At 29.4% G+C, this 19,326-nt stretch carries 25 protein-coding genes; 8 read left to right on the forward strand and 17 right to left on the reverse strand.

What is annotated here, in order from left to right:
- Both GQS58_RS17125 and GQS58_RS05355 read left to right on the forward strand, forming a co-directional pair.
- On the forward strand, positions 1 to 408 hold a 408-nt coding region (locus GQS58_RS17125; protein WP_240914560.1), incomplete at its 5' end, for an energy transducer TonB.
- Positions 409 to 527: 119 nt separating this feature from the next.
- Entirely contained in the window at positions 528 to 1,403 is an 876-nt protein-coding gene (locus GQS58_RS05355) for an alpha/beta hydrolase family protein (protein ID WP_166383631.1), read from the forward strand.
- Positions 1,404 to 1,598: 195 nt separating this feature from the next.
- On the opposite strand, the gene GQS58_RS05360 is transcribed toward GQS58_RS05355, so the two are convergent.
- Entirely contained in the window at positions 1,599 to 1,949 is a 351-nt protein-coding gene (locus tag GQS58_RS05360; protein WP_166383633.1) for a nicotinic acid mononucleotide adenyltransferase, read from the reverse strand.
- 140 nt (positions 1,950 to 2,089) lie between these two features.
- Between GQS58_RS05360 and GQS58_RS05365 the strand changes: the two genes are divergently transcribed.
- From GQS58_RS05365 to GQS58_RS05375, 3 genes are all read left to right on the forward strand, one after another.
- Entirely contained in the window at positions 2,090 to 2,290 is a 201-nt protein-coding gene (locus GQS58_RS05365; RefSeq protein ID WP_166383635.1) for a dodecin family protein, read from the forward strand.
- A 42-nt stretch (positions 2,291 to 2,332) separates the two neighbouring features.
- Positions 2,333 to 2,689: a DUF1304 domain-containing protein gene (locus GQS58_RS05370; RefSeq protein ID WP_166383637.1), complete on the forward strand. Its 357-nt coding sequence runs from the start codon at positions 2,333 to 2,335 to the stop codon at positions 2,687 to 2,689.
- A gap of 66 nt (positions 2,690 to 2,755) precedes the next feature.
- A complete protein-coding gene (locus tag GQS58_RS05375; protein WP_166383639.1) occupies positions 2,756 to 3,562 on the forward strand; it encodes a mechanosensitive ion channel family protein in 807 nt (268 codons plus the stop codon).
- Between the two features lie 5 nt (positions 3,563 to 3,567).
- Here GQS58_RS05375 and tsaB read toward each other — a convergent pair whose 3' ends face one another.
- The 15 genes from tsaB to GQS58_RS05450 all read right to left on the reverse strand — a co-directional run bounded on the left by tsaB (position 3,568) and on the right by GQS58_RS05450 (position 16,276).
- Positions 3,568 to 4,254 carry a tRNA (adenosine(37)-N6)-threonylcarbamoyltransferase complex dimerization subunit type 1 TsaB gene (gene tsaB, locus GQS58_RS05380; RefSeq protein WP_166383641.1) on the reverse strand — a complete coding sequence of 229 codons (687 nt, stop codon included), beginning with the start codon at positions 4,252 to 4,254 and terminating at the stop codon, positions 3,568 to 3,570.
- Positions 4,255 to 4,339: 85 nt separating this feature from the next.
- Entirely contained in the window at positions 4,340 to 5,671 is a 1,332-nt protein-coding gene (locus GQS58_RS05385) for a TolC family protein (RefSeq protein WP_166383643.1), read from the reverse strand.
- A gap of 122 nt (positions 5,672 to 5,793) precedes the next feature.
- On the reverse strand, positions 5,794 to 6,015 hold the full coding sequence (locus GQS58_RS05390; RefSeq protein WP_166383645.1) for a hypothetical protein: 222 nt from the start codon (positions 6,013 to 6,015) through the stop codon (positions 5,794 to 5,796).
- Positions 6,008 to 6,547, reverse strand: a complete 540-nt coding sequence (locus GQS58_RS05395) for a DUF420 domain-containing protein (RefSeq protein WP_166383647.1) — start codon at positions 6,545 to 6,547, stop codon at positions 6,008 to 6,010. Before GQS58_RS05395 ends, GQS58_RS05390 begins: the two co-directional genes overlap by 8 nt.
- A complete protein-coding gene (locus GQS58_RS05400; RefSeq protein WP_166383649.1) occupies positions 6,540 to 7,241 on the reverse strand; it encodes an SCO family protein in 702 nt (233 codons plus the stop codon). Before GQS58_RS05400 ends, GQS58_RS05395 begins: the two co-directional genes overlap by 8 nt.
- A complete protein-coding gene (locus GQS58_RS05405; protein WP_166383651.1) occupies positions 7,238 to 7,903 on the reverse strand; it encodes a hypothetical protein in 666 nt (221 codons plus the stop codon). Before GQS58_RS05405 ends, GQS58_RS05400 begins: the two co-directional genes overlap by 4 nt.
- A 191-nt stretch (positions 7,904 to 8,094) precedes the next feature.
- Positions 8,095 to 8,436, reverse strand: coding sequence for a cytochrome C oxidase subunit IV family protein (locus GQS58_RS05410; protein ID WP_166383653.1), 342 nt, complete (start codon positions 8,434 to 8,436; stop codon positions 8,095 to 8,097).
- A gap of 86 nt (positions 8,437 to 8,522) precedes the next feature.
- Complete coding sequence (locus GQS58_RS05415; RefSeq protein ID WP_166383655.1) at positions 8,523 to 9,536, reverse strand: cytochrome c oxidase subunit 3; 1,014 nt, start codon at positions 9,534 to 9,536, stop codon at positions 8,523 to 8,525.
- A 56-nt stretch (positions 9,537 to 9,592) separates the two neighbouring features.
- Entirely contained in the window at positions 9,593 to 10,180 is a 588-nt protein-coding gene (locus tag GQS58_RS05420) for a heme-copper oxidase subunit III (RefSeq protein ID WP_205860390.1), read from the reverse strand.
- 2 nt (positions 10,181 to 10,182) lie between these two features.
- Positions 10,183 to 11,085, reverse strand: coding sequence for a heme o synthase (gene cyoE, locus GQS58_RS05425; protein WP_166383657.1), 903 nt, complete (start codon positions 11,083 to 11,085; stop codon positions 10,183 to 10,185).
- 200 nt (positions 11,086 to 11,285) lie between these two features.
- Complete coding sequence (locus GQS58_RS05430) at positions 11,286 to 13,352, reverse strand: gliding motility protein RemB (protein WP_166383659.1); 2,067 nt, start codon at positions 13,350 to 13,352, stop codon at positions 11,286 to 11,288.
- Between the two features lies 1 nt (position 13,353).
- Positions 13,354 to 13,926 carry an acyltransferase gene (locus tag GQS58_RS05435; RefSeq protein ID WP_205860391.1) on the reverse strand — a complete coding sequence of 191 codons (573 nt, stop codon included), beginning with the start codon at positions 13,924 to 13,926 and terminating at the stop codon, positions 13,354 to 13,356.
- A 2-nt stretch (positions 13,927 to 13,928) separates the two neighbouring features.
- A complete protein-coding gene (gene deoC / locus GQS58_RS05440; protein WP_166383661.1) occupies positions 13,929 to 14,675 on the reverse strand; it encodes a deoxyribose-phosphate aldolase in 747 nt (248 codons plus the stop codon).
- A gap of 176 nt (positions 14,676 to 14,851) precedes the next feature.
- The gene (locus GQS58_RS05445; protein WP_166383663.1) at positions 14,852 to 15,589 is read right to left on the reverse strand and encodes an energy transducer TonB; all 738 of its coding nucleotides are present in this window, start codon (positions 15,587 to 15,589) and stop codon (positions 14,852 to 14,854) included.
- Positions 15,590 to 15,700: 111 nt separating this feature from the next.
- The gene (locus GQS58_RS05450) at positions 15,701 to 16,276 is read right to left on the reverse strand and encodes a DUF3109 family protein (protein WP_166383665.1); all 576 of its coding nucleotides are present in this window, start codon (positions 16,274 to 16,276) and stop codon (positions 15,701 to 15,703) included.
- A gap of 85 nt (positions 16,277 to 16,361) precedes the next feature.
- On the opposite strand from GQS58_RS05450, the gene GQS58_RS05455 reads away from it, so the two are divergent.
- The 3 genes from GQS58_RS05455 to GQS58_RS05465 all read left to right on the forward strand — a co-directional run bounded on the left by GQS58_RS05455 (position 16,362) and on the right by GQS58_RS05465 (position 18,422).
- The gene (locus GQS58_RS05455; RefSeq protein ID WP_166383667.1) at positions 16,362 to 16,949 is read left to right on the forward strand and encodes a MarC family protein; all 588 of its coding nucleotides are present in this window, start codon (positions 16,362 to 16,364) and stop codon (positions 16,947 to 16,949) included.
- On the forward strand, positions 16,950 to 17,555 hold the full coding sequence (locus tag GQS58_RS05460; protein ID WP_166383669.1) for an NAD(P)/FAD-dependent oxidoreductase: 606 nt from the start codon (positions 16,950 to 16,952) through the stop codon (positions 17,553 to 17,555).
- Between the two features lie 132 nt (positions 17,556 to 17,687).
- Positions 17,688 to 18,422, forward strand: coding sequence for an energy transducer TonB (locus tag GQS58_RS05465; RefSeq protein WP_166383671.1), 735 nt, complete (start codon positions 17,688 to 17,690; stop codon positions 18,420 to 18,422).
- Positions 18,423 to 18,856: 434 nt separating this feature from the next.
- Here the strand turns inward: GQS58_RS05465 and GQS58_RS05470 are convergent, their stop codons facing one another.
- The gene (locus GQS58_RS05470) at positions 18,857 to 19,219 is read right to left on the reverse strand and encodes a response regulator (protein ID WP_166383673.1); all 363 of its coding nucleotides are present in this window, start codon (positions 19,217 to 19,219) and stop codon (positions 18,857 to 18,859) included.
- Positions 19,220 to 19,326 lie beyond the last annotated feature (107 nt).

Below are 19,326 nucleotides of genomic sequence, written 5' to 3' on the forward strand. Positions count from 1 at the left end.
GCTGTAGAAGTTGAAGAAATTGTAGAAATTCAAGAAGTTGAAGAAGTTGTAGAGGACGTAAGTTTTATGATTATTGAAGATGTACCTGTATTTCCTGGATGTAAAGGAAGTAAAAATGAGTTAAAAGCTTGTTTCAGTAAAATGGTACAAAAGCATTTCTCAAGAAAATTTGACGCTAACTTACCTAACGAATTAGGATTATCTTCTGGTAGAAAAAGAGTATTTATCGGTTTTAAAATTGATAAAAACGGTAACATTGTTGACGTTAACGCAAGAGCTCCACACCCAAAAATTAAAAGTGAAGTTATTAGTGTAATGAAACAATTACCTAAAATGAAACCAGGTAGACAAAGAGGTAAACCAGTAGGAGTAAAATATAGTATTCCTTTTACTTTAATTGTAGAGTAATTTATAATACATTATATATAAAAACGTTTAGAGATAAAACTCTAAACGTTTTTTTTATGCCTTAAAGTTTTATAACCTTTTTATTTAGCCATAAGTTATAGCAAATTAAAAAATTAACCATGAAAAGTTACTTAATCTTAATATCTTCAATTCTACTTTTTTCTAATTGCAAACAGGAAATTAAAAAATCAGAAAATTTCTCACCTTTATTAGACTACCAATACCTGATTAAAACAAATAACGATTTTAAAATACCTACCGAAACGTATAAAATACGTTACAAATCTGATGGTCTTGAAATAACGGGTTATCTAACAAAACCAAAAGATTTACAGAAATATCCTACCATAATTTACAACAGAGGAGGTAATAGAGATTTTGGTACTTTTACGCCCAAAAGTTTAATATATCAACAATATTTAGCCTCAAATGGCTTTATAGTACTGTCTTCTCAATTAAGAGGAAATATGCACAGTGAAGGAGAAGATGAATATGGAGGAAAAGATTTAAATGATATCCTTAAACTTATTGAAATAAATAAATCCCTAAAATATTCTAATCAAAATATAGGAGTATACGGAATATCAAGAGGAGGTCTAAATGCTTATCAAATTTCGAGATTAACAGATGAAATAAAAGCCATTGCAGTTGTTGGTGCTCCAACGGATCCAAGACTAGATTTTGATACTCGTCCAGAAATGTATGAAAAAGTATTAAAAGAATTAGTTGGTGACACTATCAATTTTAAAAAGGAGTATGACTATAGATCTCCTATAAAATGGGTAAATGAAATAAATGAACCAACGCTTATTTTACATGGAGCAGATGACTGGAGAGTAAAGCCCATAAATGCAGAACTAATGATTGAAGAAATGAAAAGACTGAATAAGGAGTTTGATTATCAAATTGTAGAAAATGGTAACCATGGATTAAGTACTCACACTACAATTAGAAATGAAAAAGTAATAAACTGGTTCAAAAAATACTTAAAATAAAGTGCTATAGTAATAAAAACGATACTTACTCTAACAAGCTAATTGTTAATAACTAGAATAAAAAAAGAACTCTAATTACATAGAAACGAAAACCCTCTAATAGATAACCAAGTACAGTTAATTCATAAAAAAACTCCAAAAAATTACTTTTTTGGAGTTTCAATAGCCCGTTAATTGGCTAAACAAAAATAAAAATTATTTATTAGCAGCTAATCTAGCTTCATGTTTCCATAAATTTACGCTAACAATTGCATTGTTGTAATAATTAATTTCTTTTAAAGATTCATCATTCCAAACAAACCACTTCCCTACTTTTTTGCCATCATTGTATTTAGCAATTTGAGTTTTGTTTCCTTTTTTATCAAAACGAGTCCATTGACCTGTTAATTTTTTATCCTTAAAATACCCTTGAGTACTGATAGAACCATCTTCATGGTAATAAGTAGCTTTCACTAAATCTCCTTCTATAGTATAAGTAGTTTCTTTATCTTGTGCGTATCCTATTGTTGCTAAACAAAGAACTATAAGTGTTATTATTTTTTTCATGACGATAATTTTTAATGGTTATAGTTACAAATATATATAAAAACTTACAATTAAACAACCTTTTGGTAACATTAAATTAACATTGGGCTTTAAAGAATAAAAACAATATCTTTACTATATATAGATTTAAAAAAAAGAGGATGGCAATTATGAAGGTTATAGAAGTATTAGCTAATTCTGAAAAAAGTTGGGAAGAAGCAACTAGAATAGCAGTAAAACAAGCGTCTAAATCAGTAAAAAATATAAAATCTGTTTTTGTACAATCGCAAAGTGCTGTTGTTAACAATGATGAAGTTACTGAATTTAGAGTAAACTTAAAAATTACATTTGAAGTAAATTAAAATATAAAAACACCCAATTTTAAAGTCATTTAACACTAAATAATGCACATTAATCAAATAATACTTATTAGCTTGGTTGCTATCATTCACATCTATATTGTCTATTTAGAAATGGCTGTTTGGACATCGAAAAAAGCAAGGAATGCCTTTGGTATAAAAAGTAAAGAATTTGCAGAAGAAACAAAAGCGATGGCTGCAAACCAAGGTTTATATAACGGCTTTATAGCTGCAGGGTTAATATGGTCTTTAATTGCAATAAAAACAGATGTAGCAATCTTCTTTTTGTGTTGCGTTGCAATTGCAGGACTTTATGGTTCTTATTCTACCAAAATAATTCGCATACTTTACATACAAACGCTACCTGCAGCACTAGCTATTATTTCACTTGTATTATTCTAGTTAATCTTTTTCTTGTTCAATAAGAAACCTTTATTTTTGCAGTTAATTTTTAACAGAAAATAAAAAATGAAAAAATATTTAGAGTATTTAGAAGGATTAATTATTGAATATACGCCCAAAGTATTAGTAGCATTAGCAATTTTAATTATTGGTTTATTAGTTATAAAACTAATTGTTAAAGGAGCTAAAAAAGCAATGACCAAAAGTGATCTAGATGTTACACTTCAAACTTTTTTAGGAAACTTAATTAGTTGGACCCTAAAAATATTATTAATTATAGTTGTTATTTCTAAACTAGGAGTAGAAACAACTTCATTTGCAGCAATTTTAGCCGCAGCAGGTTTAGCTGTTGGTTTAGCATTACAAGGTTCTCTTGCTAACTTTGCAGGAGGAATTTTAATTATGATTTTTAAACCTTTTAAACTAGGTGATTTTATTGAAGCACAAGGTGAAAGCGGAACTGTAAAAAAGATTGAAATTTTTACAACGAAACTAAACACTACAGATAATAAAGAAATAATAATTCCTAACGGAACCTTATCTAATGGTAATATTGTTAACTATAGTACAGAAGCAACTCGTCGTGTAGATTTTACATTTGGTGTAGGCTATGATTCTGATATTAAGAAAACAAAAGATATTCTTTATGGTATTTTAAACACGCATCCATTAATTTTAAAAACTCCTGCAGCAGCAGTTAATTTATCTGAATTAGGAGATAGTTCTCTTAATTTCTTTACAAGAGGTTGGGTTAAAAAAGAAGACTATTGGACTGTTAAGTTTGAAGTTATGGAACAAGTAAAAGAGGCTCTAGATGAAGCAGGAATTGATATTCCTTACCCACACAGAGTAAACATCAACAAAAACGAATAATTTTTTTAAAAGGTAAGTTTCTTTTTCTTTTCAGGAATTACAACAAAATCTTTTAAATAAAAAGGTTCAAAATAAGCGACATCTTCGATGTCGTTTTTTTTGTACTTATCAAAAGATAATTGTGCCATTTCTTTAGCAGAAGGAAACTTATCATCAATAAAAACAGCATTTTTATGAGTAATGATATCTTTACATTTATGTGCTCCATCACCTAAAAAAAGAACTTTACCAGCCTCTAAATATTCTACAAATGAATTTTCGTCTATAATTTCTGCTTTAATGTCTCTTATTTGTTGGTAATCTTCATTAAAAACAGCCGCATATACTTCCATTCTTCTAGCATCTAACATGGGTATTATAAGTCCATCATTTACGGCAACAGCATGTGCTAAAGATTCTAATGTTTTAATAGATATTAATGGCTTATCAAAAGCAAAACAAAGCCCTTTTGCAGCAGAAACTCCAATTCTAAGACCAGTATAAGAACCCGGACCTTTACTTACCGCTACAGCATCTATTTCTTTAGTGGTTACTTGCGCTTCCTTTAATACATCTAAAATAAAAGGGTGTAACACTTCTGCGTGAGAATAATTACCATTATTCAATTCTTTTATTGCTATAACTTGTCCGTCTTTAGCAAGACTTACAGAGCAGTTCTTGGTTGCGGTTTCTATGTTAAGGATAATTGCCAATTGTTGTATTTTTATGCAAATATAAGTTATAGAAAAAAGAAAACCTCGCAAATGTGCGAGGCTTCATAAGGAATCTTTATTTTATTTATTCTAGCACTAATTCTCCAGAATAGAATTGTAAAACTTTCGTTTTAAAAACATAATCATATTTAGAGCGTATCATAGTTCCTTGTGCATTAACTAAACGTGTTCTAACTAAGTCGAAATCGAACAATGTCATCACTCCATAATTATATCTTTCTTGTCCATTTTTAAATGCCTCTTGTTGAGCATCCAAAGAAATCATTGCAGCTTCATAAGCTTTTAAAGAAGATTTTACATCTAAAAAGGCCTGTTCTATGGTTTGTTTTAAGTTTAACTTTTCACTTTCTAATCTAGATTCAAAAATTTCTTTATTAATTTTTGATCTTGTAACATTAGCATCTGTTTTAAAACCATTAAAGATGGGGATATTAACATTAAAACCTACACCATAACCTAGGTTTCCATCTAATTGATCTAAAAAATTACCTGTAGGAATACCAGTTGGTTTTATAATATATCTGTAGTTTGTATTTGCAAAAACAGAACTTGTAACGCTAGGTAAATAACTACTTCTACTTATTGCTATGTCTAATTCAGCATTATCTATAGCTAATTTAGCTCTTTGAATTTCTGGCATTTTTGTTAGAGATTTATCATATACAGATGATGAATTTTTGTATAATAAATCTGAAGAAGGTAATTGAACATTTACAGGTGAAACATCAAAATTATTAACAGGTACTTGTAATAATTGTGCTAAATTTAATAAAGCAAGATCTAGTGCATTTTCTTGAGTAATTACACTTTGTAAATCGTTTGCTGCAGTAGATTTAAAATTTAATAATTCACCTTTTGCAATTGTACCAGCCTCAAACCTATCTGTTGCAGCTTTTATCTGTTTTTTACTTATTTCTGCCTGAACTTTAGATACTTCTAAATTTTCTTTGGCAAATAGCACATTCAAATAACCGTTTACAACAAACAAAGAAATATCATTCTCAATTTTCTCTAAGTCTAATTTACTAGTTTCAATACCTAATTCTGCCTGCTTATATAAGTTTAAGTTTCTAAACCCATTAAAAACAGTAACTCCAGCACTTAAACCTACGTTTCCTCCAAAAAAAGTTGTGCTTGCAGATCTGTTGTTTGTTACAGGATCAAAGTTAGAACCCGCAGAGAGATTACCTCCAGAATTAGCATTAACAGAAGGTAAAAAATTACCTTTAGAGCTCTTTAAATCTGTTTTAGCGATTTCTAAGCTTAATTTATTTTGTTGAATAGAAATATTTTTTTCTAAAGCTTGTTCTACACATTCTTTAAGCGTCCATTGTTTCTGAGAAAAGGTAGTAATAGTAGTTAAAAAAGCTACAAATAGGATCAGTTTAGTTTTCAAAACGTATTATTTTTTTAGTTGATATAATATAAGTTGCAATTACAAAAGAATAACTTTTCTTTTGAAGTTAAAAATAAGACGACTAAAAGTAAAATTTGTTACAAAATAAAACACTTATAATCCTATTTCTCATTTATCCGTTTATATCTATAAATTACAAATAATAAAAGCCCCACTAAAAGATAAGGAAATACCATTAAATAAGTTATTCCATTATTAACACCTTCTGCCATAGAACTATCTCCATTTTCTACCACTGCCTTACACATTGCACATTGAGAAAATGAAATTTTCGATGTAAAAAACATCAACAAAAACAATACTAAAATTCTTTTTTTATACATAATAAGGAGATATCATTAAATAGACAACAACACCTGTAATAGCAACATACAACCATAAAGGAAATGTAATTTTAGCTATTTTTTTGTGCTGAGGAAAGTTACCCAGTTTTGCTCTCATAAAAGTTGTAAGAACAAATGGTATTATAATAATTGACAAAATAATATGGGTAATTAAAATAAAATAATAAATATATTTTATAGTTCCTTCACCTCCAAATTTTGTGGAATCTGATGTCATGTGATACCCAATATATAAAAGCAAAAAAACCAAAGAACAACCTATTGCAAAAGTATTTAATTGTTCGTGTAGTTTTTTATTACCCTTTTTAATTGCAACAACTGCTGCAATTAGAATTATTGCTGTTAATCCATTTATAGTTGCATAAATAGGTGGTAAAAAAGTTAAAGGTGCTACATTAAAACCCAGTTTTCTTAAATTAACACCAAATAATGCTGCAACTGCCAAAGGAATAACAATAGATAAAGCAGTAATTATTTTTTTATACTTTTTTTCTTGGGCTAAATTATTCATCCAATAAAATTTTAATATCTTCTTTTAATTCTTTAACCTGATCTGCAAAACCTTGTTCAGATAAAGCTCTGTAATACATAATAGGATTACCATACTCATCTTTTCTAGATCTAATATTTCCTTCTTTATCTACCAAAGCAAATAAGCCAGAATGCTCAAAGCCACCATGATCTTCTGCTCCTTTACCAGCAAATAATTTAAATCCTTTATTAGCTAAGTCGTAAACAATCTCTTCATTCTGCCCAGTTAACAAATGCCAATTCTTATGTGATATTTGGTTATCTATAGCATATTGCTTTAAAATCTCTGGAGTATCAATTTCTGGCGTTATAGAAAAAGACGCAATCCCAAAATTATTATTTGAAGCAAACTCATCTTGAATAGTAACCATTTTTTTATTCATTAAAGGACAAATGGTTGGACATGTAGAAAAGAAAAATTCTACCACATATACTTTTCCTTTATAATCTTTATTACTTATTACAACTCCGTTTTGATCTATAAACTCAAAATCTGGAACTTTATTAAACGTGTATAAGTCATTTCTATTTGTTCCTTTTTTATCTACCTTATTCAACCTATCACCTTGTACAAGATCATTGTCATTTATTCTACTATCTATGTTTCTAACAACATAAATTCCAAATAAAAGAACAATAAACGAAACACCTATATAAGAATATTTTTTTTTCATAACCCTACTTCTTTTCTATCTGCTTTGTTCTTATTATTTTCTTTAAAAGCAGCATAATACTCGTAATAAAGTACTAATACATCATCTTTTAATTTTGCGTTTAGTACAGAAACAGAATTCATATTATAGCAAAATAATTTTCCATCAACGCTATCTGCATCACTTACTCTACCTCTTAAGTCTCCATTTTTATCAATTAAAAAAACATTAGGTGTATAAAGATTCTCTAATGTATCATTAGAATTAAAACCAGCGTGTAATGCGGTAATTTGTTCTTTAGAGCCTGCTGTAAACTTCCATTTTACCATATCTGTAAAAGCACTTATTTCTTTTTTAAGAATAGCTACCTCCTTTTCTTTTCCTTCGGGATAAACAGCAATGATTTGAAATTGATTATACTCTATAAATTTTTTGTAGATTTTCTCATTCAAATTAAAGAAACCTCCTTTGTTAGAATTCATATCGTTGCCTAAAAAGCAAACAATAGAAATATTACCTTCAAATGTTTTTAATGAATCTAACGTAGAAACATCTACAACATTGTTAGTTACAACAGGTAGTTTGCTAAAATTATTTGTACCGGTTGATAAAATTAAAAAACAAATTAAGGGAAAAATAAAAAGTAAAAATAAAACAACTCTTTTTTTAGTAAGTTTCATCATTGTAAAGAATTATAAATTAACAGCAAAGAGCGTAACGTATTTTTATATAAACCCAGTTAAGTTCTTTCTATGTCTTATCTTATTAGGTAATAAAGAAATACTGACTATTTTATTGTTGGTTATTTGATTATAAGAATCGCTATTTTGTATATAAAAAAAGGTGGTTAAAACCACCTTTTTAAATTTTTAAATTACCATTTTACAAGTGGTGCTAAAACGCTATGTAAATAACTACCTTCTATTAATAAGAGTGTTAGTAAATAACAAATTAAGAAAACAGAGGTCCAAACTATAGAACGTCTTAACCATTTATTTTCTCCTTCTAAGTGCATAAATGCCCATGCAATGTAATAAGCCTTTACTAATGTTAAAATAATAAACATCCAGTTTAAAGGACTTGTACCTAAAATACTGGTAAGGTGTAAAGATGCTGGTTTAATAATACCAAATACAACCTCTACAGTAGTTATAACTGTTAATAGTACTAAAACTACCCAGATTCTTTTTGTGTTTGATTCGTGTGCGTGTGCCATTTTTAATCTTATTTTAGATTCCTACTTTCGTGGGAAAGACAATTTAATTAGAACTTCTAGACAATACCTAGAGGTAATTATTTTTTTTATACTAAGTAGAAGAAGGTAAATACAAATACCCAAACTAAATCTACAAAGTGCCAATACAACCCTACTTTCTCTACCATTTCATAATGTCCTCTACGCTCATAAGTACCTAGTACTACGTTAAAGAAAATAATAATATTAATGATAATTCCAGAAAGTACGTGAAATCCGTGAAAACCTGTAATAAAGAAAAAGAAATCTGCAAAACTAATGTTTCCATATTCATTAACTTCTAGGTTAGCCCCTTCAACAACCATTTTTGTTTTAGCCAATTGCGCCATTCCTTCTTCTCTAGAAAGAATTATTTTTTGTTTTGTTGCTGGGTCAATCAATTCCGAACGAATTAAAACGTCTGAATTTGATTTGTATGATTCTTGAATTTGAGCAATAGAATAAGTAGCAATCGCTTCTTCTTTCTCAAACCATAATCCGTTTTCTCTTTCGTGTAGTATTCTTCCGTCTGTTCTTTCACCTACCACAAAATCAGACAATGCTATTTGATCAAATATAGGTTCTCCATCTTCATCAAAACCATTCTGTGTAGCAAATTGTAAAAGTCTACCATCTGTAGTTTTTACAGCTCCATAACTACCCGCAATAAAGTTTTTCCATTCCCAAGCTTGAGAACCGATAAAAATTATTCCAAAAACAATAGTAGCAAACATATACCAAGCTACTCTTTTTTGTTTCATTTGATGACCTGCATCAACGGCTAAAACCATTGTTACAGAAGATATAATAAGAATAAATGTCATTAATGCCACATAATACATTGGTGCATGCACTCCATGCAAACCAGGAAAATGCGTAAAGACTTCATCGGCAATAGGCCAAGAATCTATAAATTTAAATCGAGTTAAACCGTAAGCGGCTAAAAACCCTGAAAAGGTTAAAGCATCAGAAACGATAAAAAACCACATCATCATTTTACCATAACTTGCTCCTAATGGTTTCTGTCCACCACCATTCCAAGTATCTTTACCATCTGTAGGTATAGCAATATTTGCTTCCATATAATAATCTCTGTTAATTAATTCTTAGTTAGTTTGTCAAAAATAACTATTTTTCATCACCTAATAAAATAGAAAAAGAAAAATAGATAAATCCATAGTATATCTACAAAATGCCAAAAGATTGCACCTAGTTCAAACCCAAGCATATTGTCTGATTTGTATTTGTATTTAAAATGATTATAAATAACAACCAAAAGCACAAGAACACCTGCCAACACGTGTAAAATGTGCATAAATGTAATACCTATTATAAAAGATGTTGAGACAGTACTCTCTGGTCCTGTAAAAAATAACCCCACACTTTTTAACTGATTAAAACCTACGTATTGTTGCCAAATAAACCCTATCCCTAATAATAAAGTAACCACAACCATCACTAAAGAGAGTTGTCTTTTATCATTTTTTAAGAATTTTTGAGATAAAAAAAGCGTAATACTACTGGTAACAATTAAAAATGTACTGATATAAAATGATTGTGGTAAATTAAATGTAACCCAATCATCTCTTTCCATACTTATTACATAAGCACTTGTTAAGCCAGCAAAAAACATCACCATACTAATCATGGAAATCCATAACATAGGTTTTGCAGATTTTTTCTTAGCAATAGCTAATTCTTCTTCTATTCTCTGTTCTCTTATCATTATTAATGTAAAAATTTATCAACTACGTAAACAATTTGCACTACTGTAATATATAAAACACTAGACAACATTAGTTTCCGTGCATCAATATTATCTTCGCTTTTATGCAATTTAACACCAAAATACAACATATATATTCCTAACAGTGCAACAATTACAGCCGTTATTGGATGAATATAAAATGCCCCAGATAATTTTAAAACTGGCGAAATAGATACTAATATCATAATTACCGTGTAAAAAATAATCTGTTTTACGGCTCCCTTATTTTTTTGCCCCATTGGCAGCATATTAAAACCTGCTTTTTGATACTCTTCATGCTGTAACCAACCAATAGCCCAAAAATGTGGGAATTGCCAGAAAAACTGAATCATAAACAAAAAACCTGCTTCTAGACCAAATTCATTGGTGGCTGCAACCCAACCTAACATAAAAGGAATTGCACCTGGAATGGCACCTACAAAAACAGATAAAGGTGTTACTGGTTTTAAAGGAGTATAAACACTAGTATATAAAAATATAGAGATAGCACCAAACAATGCTGTTTTAGCATTGATGCTGTATAAGATTGACAACCCAGAAATTGTAAATAGAATTGCAATTGTAAGCGCAACATTAACAGACATTCTACCTGTAGGCAAAGGTCTGTTTTGCGTACGTTTCATTATAAGATCTGTGTCTTTTTCTATGATTTGATTAAATGCATTTGATGCACCAACCATAAAAAAACCTCCAATAGCTAACATAAGAAGCGTAAAATAATTTACAACATCTATGGCCAATAAATAACCGGCAACGGAAGAAAACACAACACTTAATGACAAACCAACTTTTGTAAGTTGTTTAAAGTCTGAAATTATAGCTTGCATAGATATTTTATTGTCTGTAATTACTGTTGATTCCATTTTATAAAATAGTTTGCAAAGATATTTGTTAATTATGACTTTACCACCCTTTTAGTTAGGTTTTAACTATAAATAAAAAACCCACTCAATAAATTGAGTGGGAAAATTGCTATGAAAAAGAAAAAGTGTGACTTAATTAAAAATCACAATGCAAATGTATGTATAAAACTCTTATGTTTTTCTTAAAAAAACATTAAAATTTAAAAGTCGAAATACCAATTAAACAAATCTGCCCTTACTCCTACTGAAAACCAAACATTTGAACCAGATGGATAACTTGTTAAATCTGAATCTGAAGAGAAATTTCTATAAGATAAACCCGCAAATAGATTCGTATTCGTAGAAGGATTAATTAAATAATTGGCTTGTACGTCTGCAATAAAAACATTTGCAGCATTACCCTGTGCAAGCTCTATACCCGTATCTGATAATCTTTTGTTATAAGATTGGTAAATATCACCACCATAACTTATTGCTTGATCTTCTAAATCGAACCCTTTTTTACCTACTATAATTTTTGCACTACCACTCCATCTATCTTTTTTATATCTGGCAATAGCAATTGCCTCCCAAAAGTTAGCACCCCACAAATGCCCAAGAGGCTGACTGTAATTACCGTAATTTAATATTGGTGACTTATGTGCAAAGGTATAAGGACGCGCACGATTGTACTCTAACTGTAAAAATAAATTTTCCACTTTAAAAGCATCAAAATATTTTACACCTAATTGATATGCGAATTTATGTTTCCAATCACTCATATCACTAAAGTTTCCTACAGAAAATTCATCAATTACTAATTGAGAATATAAAGAGACATTATTATTAAGCTTATACTTACCTGTTAAACCAACAATTGCGTTTCCAGAATCTTCACCTCTATTAAACTCTAAAGACCTATAAAATATAAGTGGATTTAAGAAACCAGCATCTATTCCGTTTTCTCCTGCAGAAATTGCTGTTTCAAAAAAGCCTAAGTTTAGTTTATCTGTAACATTCACACTCAAATAATGAGCTGCTACATACTTTCTTGCATGTTCATTAGGATCGGATACTGAACTTAAAGATGGTTCTGTGTTCCACATCCAAATATTGGTATATTGTATTTTCCAAATATCTAATTTCATTTTTAAATAGGTAGTTGGAGAAGAAACATCAGATAAAATAAAAGACCTATACCCATCTCCTATAAAATTTTTACCGTTTCCAAACTGAAATTGCATGTATTTATTTGGTGTATATGCCAAATAACCTTCTGCTACAGGGTAATCGTGTGAATCTTCTTTAAATCCTTTGGTTTTACCTCTTCCAGGAACTAAACCTTCCGAATTTTTAGGTCTCACATTTGCAGCTCTATTTGTTACAAAACTATTTACATATTCTGCAAACCTACCCTGACTCTCTGCATACGTTGTAGAAAATGAAAAGTTATTTCCAATTTCTCCATTTACATTTACAATTCTAGAATTATTAAACGTGTAATCTACATCCGAATTATCTTTACCTATTTGAACATCAAATAAAACATCTACGGTAAGCCAATAATCGTCTTTTTTAACTTGTACCAAATGCTCGTTCCATACCTTTTTACCTAACCAAGTTTCTTTGTTAGCTTTCAAAAACTTCTTTTTTTCCTTAGTTAAGTCATAATATGGCTTTATATCATCATAGGTATAAGGTTTAGAAGCTGTATGTGTTCCTTTTGCTTTGTGCAAAGCAAATTCATAATCTACATAACTTCTATGTGTAAAAGGTATGTTTAGTTTGCTACTATGTTCTAAAAAAGTAGAATCTGCAATTCTCTTTTTTGCTACAACATCTATTAAGCTTTCTTTTTTAATTTCTAAGGTGGTGGTGTCTACAATAACATCACTATCACCCGTTAAAGGAAATTTTATAGGAAGCTCAAATTTCATTTCTATTGCATGGTCATGATACCAAGCAGGTGTAATTTTCGAAAAAACTTTAAAAGCCCTCTTTACCTCGTCTCTAACTTCATCAAAAGGTGTGTCTACATATATTAACCTAAATTCTCCTTCTGCTGTAACCGCAAAAATAGTATTGGCAGAACCAACAAAACCCTCTTCGTTTACAATTGCTGGTATTTTAAATTCCGCAAAAAATAGCTCTTTTGTTTGGGCATAAAAACAATCTCTTAAAGATTGAACTTCTGCATCTTTACAAGCATCAAAAACGGGGTATTTTTCTTCTTGAGCAAAATATATTGAGGGGAATAATAAAACTAGAAATATGTATTTTTTTAGCATCCTATAACTTTATAATGGTATTATTTTTTAATTGATATGTTTCATTGCTCTCTTTACAGATCGCAATTCCGTTTTTATTAAATTCTAATCGATGTCCGTATTCACTTACCCAACCAATTTGTTTGGATGGATTGCCAACTACCAATGCAAATGGTAAAACTTCTTTTGTTACTACTGCTCCGGCCCCAATAAGCGCATATTCTCCAATAGTATTACCACAAATAATAGTTGCATTTGCTCCAATACTTGCGCCTTTTTTCACTAAAGTTTGTTGGTATTCATTTTTTCTTTTGATGGCACTCCGTGGATTGATTACGTTTGTAAAAACCATAGAAGGTCCTAAAAAAACATCGTCTTCGCAAATTACACCTGTGTAAATAGATACGTTATTTTGTACTTTTACATTTTTACCCAAAACTACTTCTGGAGAAACCACTACATTCTGACCAATATTACATTGTTCACCAATTACACAATTAGACATAATATGACTAAAATGCCAAATTTTGGTATCCTTTCCAATACTGCAATCGTTATCTATTACAGCCGTTTCATGTGCAAAATATTCTATCAAAATTAGTATCCTGAATTACTGTTTTGTTCTTTATTAACAATCTCTTTAGAAGAAGATGTACCAATTCTATCTACTCCTAAAGCAACCATTTTTACAGCCGTTTCATAATCTCTTACACCACCTGCTGCTTTTATTTTTAATGGTTTTGCATTTTCTGCAATTAATTTCATGGTTTCAAACGTTGCTCCGTTTGGCAAATTGTTTGCTGTTTTAAAAAAACCTGTAGATGATTTTACAAAAACCTTATCTGCATTTTCTTCGCCAAAATCAGTAAAAACAATGTTTTTAATTAAACGCGAAATTACAATTATTTCTTTGTTTGTTAAGGCAGCAACTTCAATTATCCATTTTATTACTTTGTTATTTGCTAAAGCAAGCGCTATTCCTTTTGTAATTTCATTAGTAACCAAGGCTATTTCTTCTCTTTTAAAGGCTTTATAGTTTACAACAAAATCTAGCTCATCTGCACCCAAATTAATAGCTTCTCGTGCTTCGTCTAATTTTTCTTGAGTAGTATAAGTACCCTCATGAAAGCCAATTACTGTTCCAATAAGAATATTTGCACCTACTTCTTGAAGCATTTCTTTAGCTAAAGGAATGTATTTAGCACGAATCATAATTAACTTATAATCGTACAAAATAGCTTCTTGTATTAAATCAATAACGTTTTGTTTATTTTCTTCTTCGGTAAGATTCGCCTGACTTGCTGTTTTTAAGTAAGTAGCGTCTAAATATTGACTGATTTTCATCTTACAAAAATAACAAATAATAAATATACTCACTAAAAAGAGGCTGTTTAAAAAGTGTGTTTTTTGTTAATCTAGATTTATTTTAGATTCTTATAAAAATTGAATATCAATAAGTTGAGATACTGAAACAAGTTGAGGATAACAAGGTTTAATTCTTTTTAGACAACCACTTTATTTTACTCTAAACTAAAAGCAATGGGTAAATTATATCTTACTTTAACAGCTCTACTATTTTGTATACCAGGTTTAAATTTTGGCAATTTCTTAATAACTCTTAATGCTTCTTTTTCTAAGGTTTTATATGCCGTTCTTATTTTAACATCAACTATTTCTCCTTTATCATCTATAACAAACTGCGTATAAATTTTATGTTTACCGGCATGTAAGCCTATTTCATTAGCCAACGTTACATTAAAATTACGTTGTACAAATTGTTTCATTTTTTTTTCAAAACAAACCTTATTCTCTTCTTTTGATAAATGATCACATCCTTTAAAAATGGGTGCATTTTGTATATTGATAAAATCTACATCTTCAATAAATTTCTCTTCTAACTTAACTTCTACAAGATTCTCTATATCTATTAAAATAGGATCTTCTTTGCTTGTGTCTTCAAAAACAGTTTCTATAATCGTATTTTTTCCTTTTACAATTTCATCAACAATAAAAGGTGCTGCTTTAATTATTTTTAATTTAGGCACAACTTTAGGCTCTTTGGTAAAAAGAACCTCTGTATCTGGCGCTAGATAGACTACTGCTCTTTTAGCAGAATTAAAATCTACCACTATTTTCTCTTCGGTTTTATGCTCTAGTGTTATAAAGACAATAAATAGGACTAATACCAACCCTAGCTGTGTAAAAATATTAGAGAATTTTTCTAATTGTTTTGTTGGTAGTTTTTTGGTGTTTTTCATAATTCGAAAGTTTTAAAATGTTAAAACTCTGTTAAAACAATTAGTATACCATAAAAAAAAGCATCAAATTTATTTGATGCTTTTAGGTCTATTTATTTCTGATAAAATAATTTACTTACTTTCTAAATGTTTTGCAGCAATTACTTCTAATTCATCATACCATTCTTGTCCAAATTTTCTTACCAAAGCTTGCTTTACAAACTTGTAAACTGGCACTTGTAATTCTTTTCCTAGAGAACAAGCATCATCGCAGATTTCCCATTTATCATAATTTACAGCAGAAAACTCGCTATACTCTTTTATTCTGATAGGGTATAAATGACAAGAAACTGGTTTTTTCCAATCTATTTCTCCTTGGTTATACGCTTCTTCTATTGCACAAAGCGCTGTCTTTTTTTCATCAAAAATAACATAAGCACAATCTGCACCATTAATTAAAGGGGTTTCTAATTCTCCCCACTCACTAGTAACCCAAGTACCTTGCTCTTCAATAACAGCAATTCCTTCTTTTCTTAAAAAAGGTTTTACTTTAGGGTATATTCTTTCTAAAATTTTTGTTTCCTCCTTATCTAAGGGAGCTCCGGCGTCACCGTCTACACAGCAGGCACCTTTACAAGCAGATAAATTGCACACAAAATCTTTATCGATAATATCTTCTGAAACTATAGTTTTTCCAAGTTGAAACATATCGCAAAAATAGTGTTATTTTTTTCTATAACTTTGCGTTTTCCTAAACTAAGTTCTCTAATTTTACAAAATATATAAAAAAAATATGAATTTTAATTTTAAAGAAGCCTTTACCGCCTTTATGGTTTTGTTTGCAGTTATAGATGTTATTGGTAATATCCCTATTATTATTGACCTAAGAAAAAAAGCAGGCCATATTCAATCAGAAAAAGCAGCTATTATTGCAGGTGTTATTATGATCTTTTTTTTATTTTTAGGGCAAAGTTTACTAAAATTAATTGGTATTGATGTACATTCATTTGCTGTTGCAGGTGCTTTTATACTTTTTTTTATTGCCTTAGAAATGATTTTAGGAATTACACTTTACAAAGACAATGAAGATGATGTAAATGCAATTACAGCGTCTGTATTTCCATTAGCTTTTCCTTTAATTGCAGGTCCAGGAAGTTTAACAACCCTACTTTCTTTAAGATCTGAGTTTTATATAGAAAATATTATTATTGCAGTATTAGCAAATATTATTTTAATTTATATTGTATTAAAAACCTCTTCTAGAATAGAGCGCATGATTGGCCCAATAGGAATTCAAATAATTAGAAAGATATTTGGTGTAATTTTATTGGCTATTTCTGTAAAATTATTTGCGGCAAATATTAAAGTCCTTTTTATTTAAATGATTTTTGATGTTCTTATTATAGGTGGTGGCACTTCTGCATTGCAATGCGCTTTGGTATTAGGTTCTGCAAAAAATAAAGACTTTGCAGCTAATAAAACTATTGGAATTATTAGTCACCAGAGAGCTTCTCACCTACAAAATGCGTTATTTAATAATGTATTAGGCATACCTGCCAAAACTTTAGGGAAAAATATATTAATTGAAGGCAAAAAACAGCTTTCTACTTTATACCCTCATGTAGAACAAATAGAAAATGAAAAAGTTACCTCTATTTTAACGATAGAAAACGGGTATCAAATAACAACTAACGATACTACGTATTTTAGTAAAGTTGCAATTCTGGCTTTAAATTACTCCAAACCTTTTACAATAGAAGGATTAGATACTTTTATAGAACCTCATAAAAGAGCCAATGCAGCAAAAGATAGAATTCAACTTAAAAATAACAACCACTTAATACAAGACGGTTTATATTGTTGCGGTACCATTTCTGGCTGTAGAAGTCAATTTGCAATTGCTGCAGGAAGTGGCGCAAGTGTTGCTACAGATATTCTTACACTTTGGAACAATAATACACCTACAAAGGTACACGACAAAGTATGATGAAAATCATATTTTAAAGCCCTTTAAACTATTAATTTTACAATAGAAAATCAAATTTACAAGAATCTGATAATCTATATCGCTATTTTTTAATAACGAAGTTAAAATTATACATTTTTAAAGGATTTCAAAATGGACATTAAAAAAAACCCAAAACAACAGTTAGAAAACTACAGTAAAATTTTCTTACAAATAGGGTTAGTATTAGCCTTATTTATTACTTACACTTTAATAGAACACAAAACTTACGAAAGGAATGACCTAAAAAGCTTAGGACAAGCAAATATGGTTGATGAGATGAAAGAAGATATTCCTATTATTGAAATGCAAGAGGTAAAACCACCACCAAAAAATACACCTCCACCGATAGTAGAGCAAATTATGGTTGTAGAAGATGAAAAGGAGATTGAAGAAACAGTCATTGAATCTACAGAAACCGATGAAACAGTAGGTATAGTAGTAAATACCGATGATATTGTAGAAGTAGAAGAAGTGGAAGAAGTGGTAGAAGATATTCCTTTTATATTAATTGAAAACGTACCTGTTTATCCTGGTTGTAAAGGAAATAATAAAGATTTAAAAGACTGTTTTACTAAAAAGGTAACAGAATTTTTTGGTAAAAGATTTGATATTAATTTAGCTAGTGAATTAGGCTTAGAGCCTGGTAAAAAGAAATTATTTGTAATTTTCACCATTAATAAACTAGGTAATATAGTAAATGTTAGAGCAAGAGGGCCACACCCTCGGTTAGAAAAAGAAGTTGTAGAAATTATTAATGCTTTACCCACTATGACTCCCGGAAAGCAAAGAGGTACTCCTGTAGGTGTAAGCTACAGTATACCTATTACATTTGAAGTTAGAACCTAAAAAAAAAGAAAAACCCAACGTAATGTTGGGTTTTTCTTTTTTAACTAAAAATCTACACAGTGCTAAAAACTTACAGGGCCTAATAGCAATGTATTCTACTTTGCTTTTAACAAAAATCTACATTTTAGTCCTGATTATAAAAAATAAGAAAATTACCTATTGAACAACCTAACAATGTTATATATATTTGTAGTATAGAAACAAGTATATAGTTGATAATCAATGAAATTGAATGATACTAAAAAATTGTTTTAATAAATTTTTTATTCCCCCTATTATTTTAATAATACATTAATATACAATTCCCCCAATTATATTAATAAAAAAGCTAAACAACCCCCTTAATGTTTAGCTTTTTGTTATTATAAAAACTTTGTAAAAATCAATATTTTTTTTTTAGAATTGAATCTTTTAAAAGATAAGTAACCTAATGGTTATGCAATCTTAATTGCCTCAATTAATTCATCAAAATCTTTAGCCTTGTCAAAAAAGGCAAAGGCACCGTATTTAAAACATGTCTTCCTTAGCTCTGTACTTATAGAAAATACAAAGACTTTAGTATCCTTTTTATTTTCTTGAAGCATTCTTAGCAACTCTATACCATTACCATCAGGTAATTTCAAATCGAGTATTATTAATTCAAAATTAGTTTTATTAAAAGTAGAAATTGCCTCATGTAAAGATTTCTTTAAGCAAATATCTCTTATACTAACAATTTCTTTAGCGGCATCAAGAATATTCTTCCCTATAAAAGGATTATCTTCTACTATCAATAAGTTACGAAGTGCTGCTTTCAATATAAGGTTGGGTATCTTAATTAAAAGGCAAGATAAATGGTTTTTCTAAATATTTTCATAAGCAAAGTGCTTATCATTATGCTTTTAACATTTATCTTAAAAAATAT

The organism is Polaribacter sp. 11A2H (assembly GCF_011379025.1).
GTDB lineage: Bacteria > Bacteroidota > Bacteroidia > Flavobacteriales > Flavobacteriaceae > Polaribacter.

Coding starts and splice junctions, on each gene's coding strand:
- GQS58_RS05390 (WP_166383645.1), bottom strand. CDS start 6,015: ATGTATAAAAAAAGAATTTTAGTATTGTTTTTGTTGATGTTTTTTACA.
- GQS58_RS05360 (WP_166383633.1), bottom strand. CDS start 1,949: ATGAAAAAAATAATAACACTTATAGTTCTTTGTTTAGCAACAATAGGA.
- deoC (WP_166383661.1), bottom strand. CDS start 14,675: ATGAAAATCAGTCAATATTTAGACGCTACTTACTTAAAAACAGCAAGT.
- cyoE (WP_166383657.1), bottom strand. CDS start 11,085: ATGGAATCAACAGTAATTACAGACAATAAAATATCTATGCAAGCTATA.
- GQS58_RS05395 (WP_166383647.1), bottom strand. CDS start 6,547: ATGAATAATTTAGCCCAAGAAAAAAAGTATAAAAAAATAATTACTGCT.
- GQS58_RS05375 (WP_166383639.1), top strand. CDS start 2,756: ATGAAAAAATATTTAGAGTATTTAGAAGGATTAATTATTGAATATACG.
- GQS58_RS05400 (WP_166383649.1), bottom strand. CDS start 7,241: ATGAAAAAAAAATATTCTTATATAGGTGTTTCGTTTATTGTTCTTTTA.
- GQS58_RS05455 (WP_166383667.1), top strand. CDS start 16,362: ATGAATTTTAATTTTAAAGAAGCCTTTACCGCCTTTATGGTTTTGTTT.
- GQS58_RS05460 (WP_166383669.1), top strand. CDS start 16,950: ATGATTTTTGATGTTCTTATTATAGGTGGTGGCACTTCTGCATTGCAA.
- GQS58_RS05415 (WP_166383655.1), bottom strand. CDS start 9,536: ATGGAAGCAAATATTGCTATACCTACAGATGGTAAAGATACTTGGAAT.
- GQS58_RS05370 (WP_166383637.1), top strand. CDS start 2,333: ATGCACATTAATCAAATAATACTTATTAGCTTGGTTGCTATCATTCAC.
- GQS58_RS05410 (WP_166383653.1), bottom strand. CDS start 8,436: ATGGCACACGCACACGAATCAAACACAAAAAGAATCTGGGTAGTTTTA.
- GQS58_RS05465 (WP_166383671.1), top strand. CDS start 17,688: ATGGACATTAAAAAAAACCCAAAACAACAGTTAGAAAACTACAGTAAA.
- GQS58_RS05365 (WP_166383635.1), top strand. CDS start 2,090: ATGGCAATTATGAAGGTTATAGAAGTATTAGCTAATTCTGAAAAAAGT.
- GQS58_RS05445 (WP_166383663.1), bottom strand. CDS start 15,589: ATGAAAAACACCAAAAAACTACCAACAAAACAATTAGAAAAATTCTCT.
- GQS58_RS05420 (WP_205860390.1), bottom strand. CDS start 10,180: ATGATAAGAGAACAGAGAATAGAAGAAGAATTAGCTATTGCTAAGAAA.
- GQS58_RS05450 (WP_166383665.1), bottom strand. CDS start 16,276: ATGTTTCAACTTGGAAAAACTATAGTTTCAGAAGATATTATCGATAAA.
- GQS58_RS05405 (WP_166383651.1), bottom strand. CDS start 7,903: ATGATGAAACTTACTAAAAAAAGAGTTGTTTTATTTTTACTTTTTATT.
- GQS58_RS05355 (WP_166383631.1), top strand. CDS start 528: ATGAAAAGTTACTTAATCTTAATATCTTCAATTCTACTTTTTTCTAAT.
- GQS58_RS05430 (WP_166383659.1), bottom strand. CDS start 13,352: ATGCTAAAAAAATACATATTTCTAGTTTTATTATTCCCCTCAATATAT.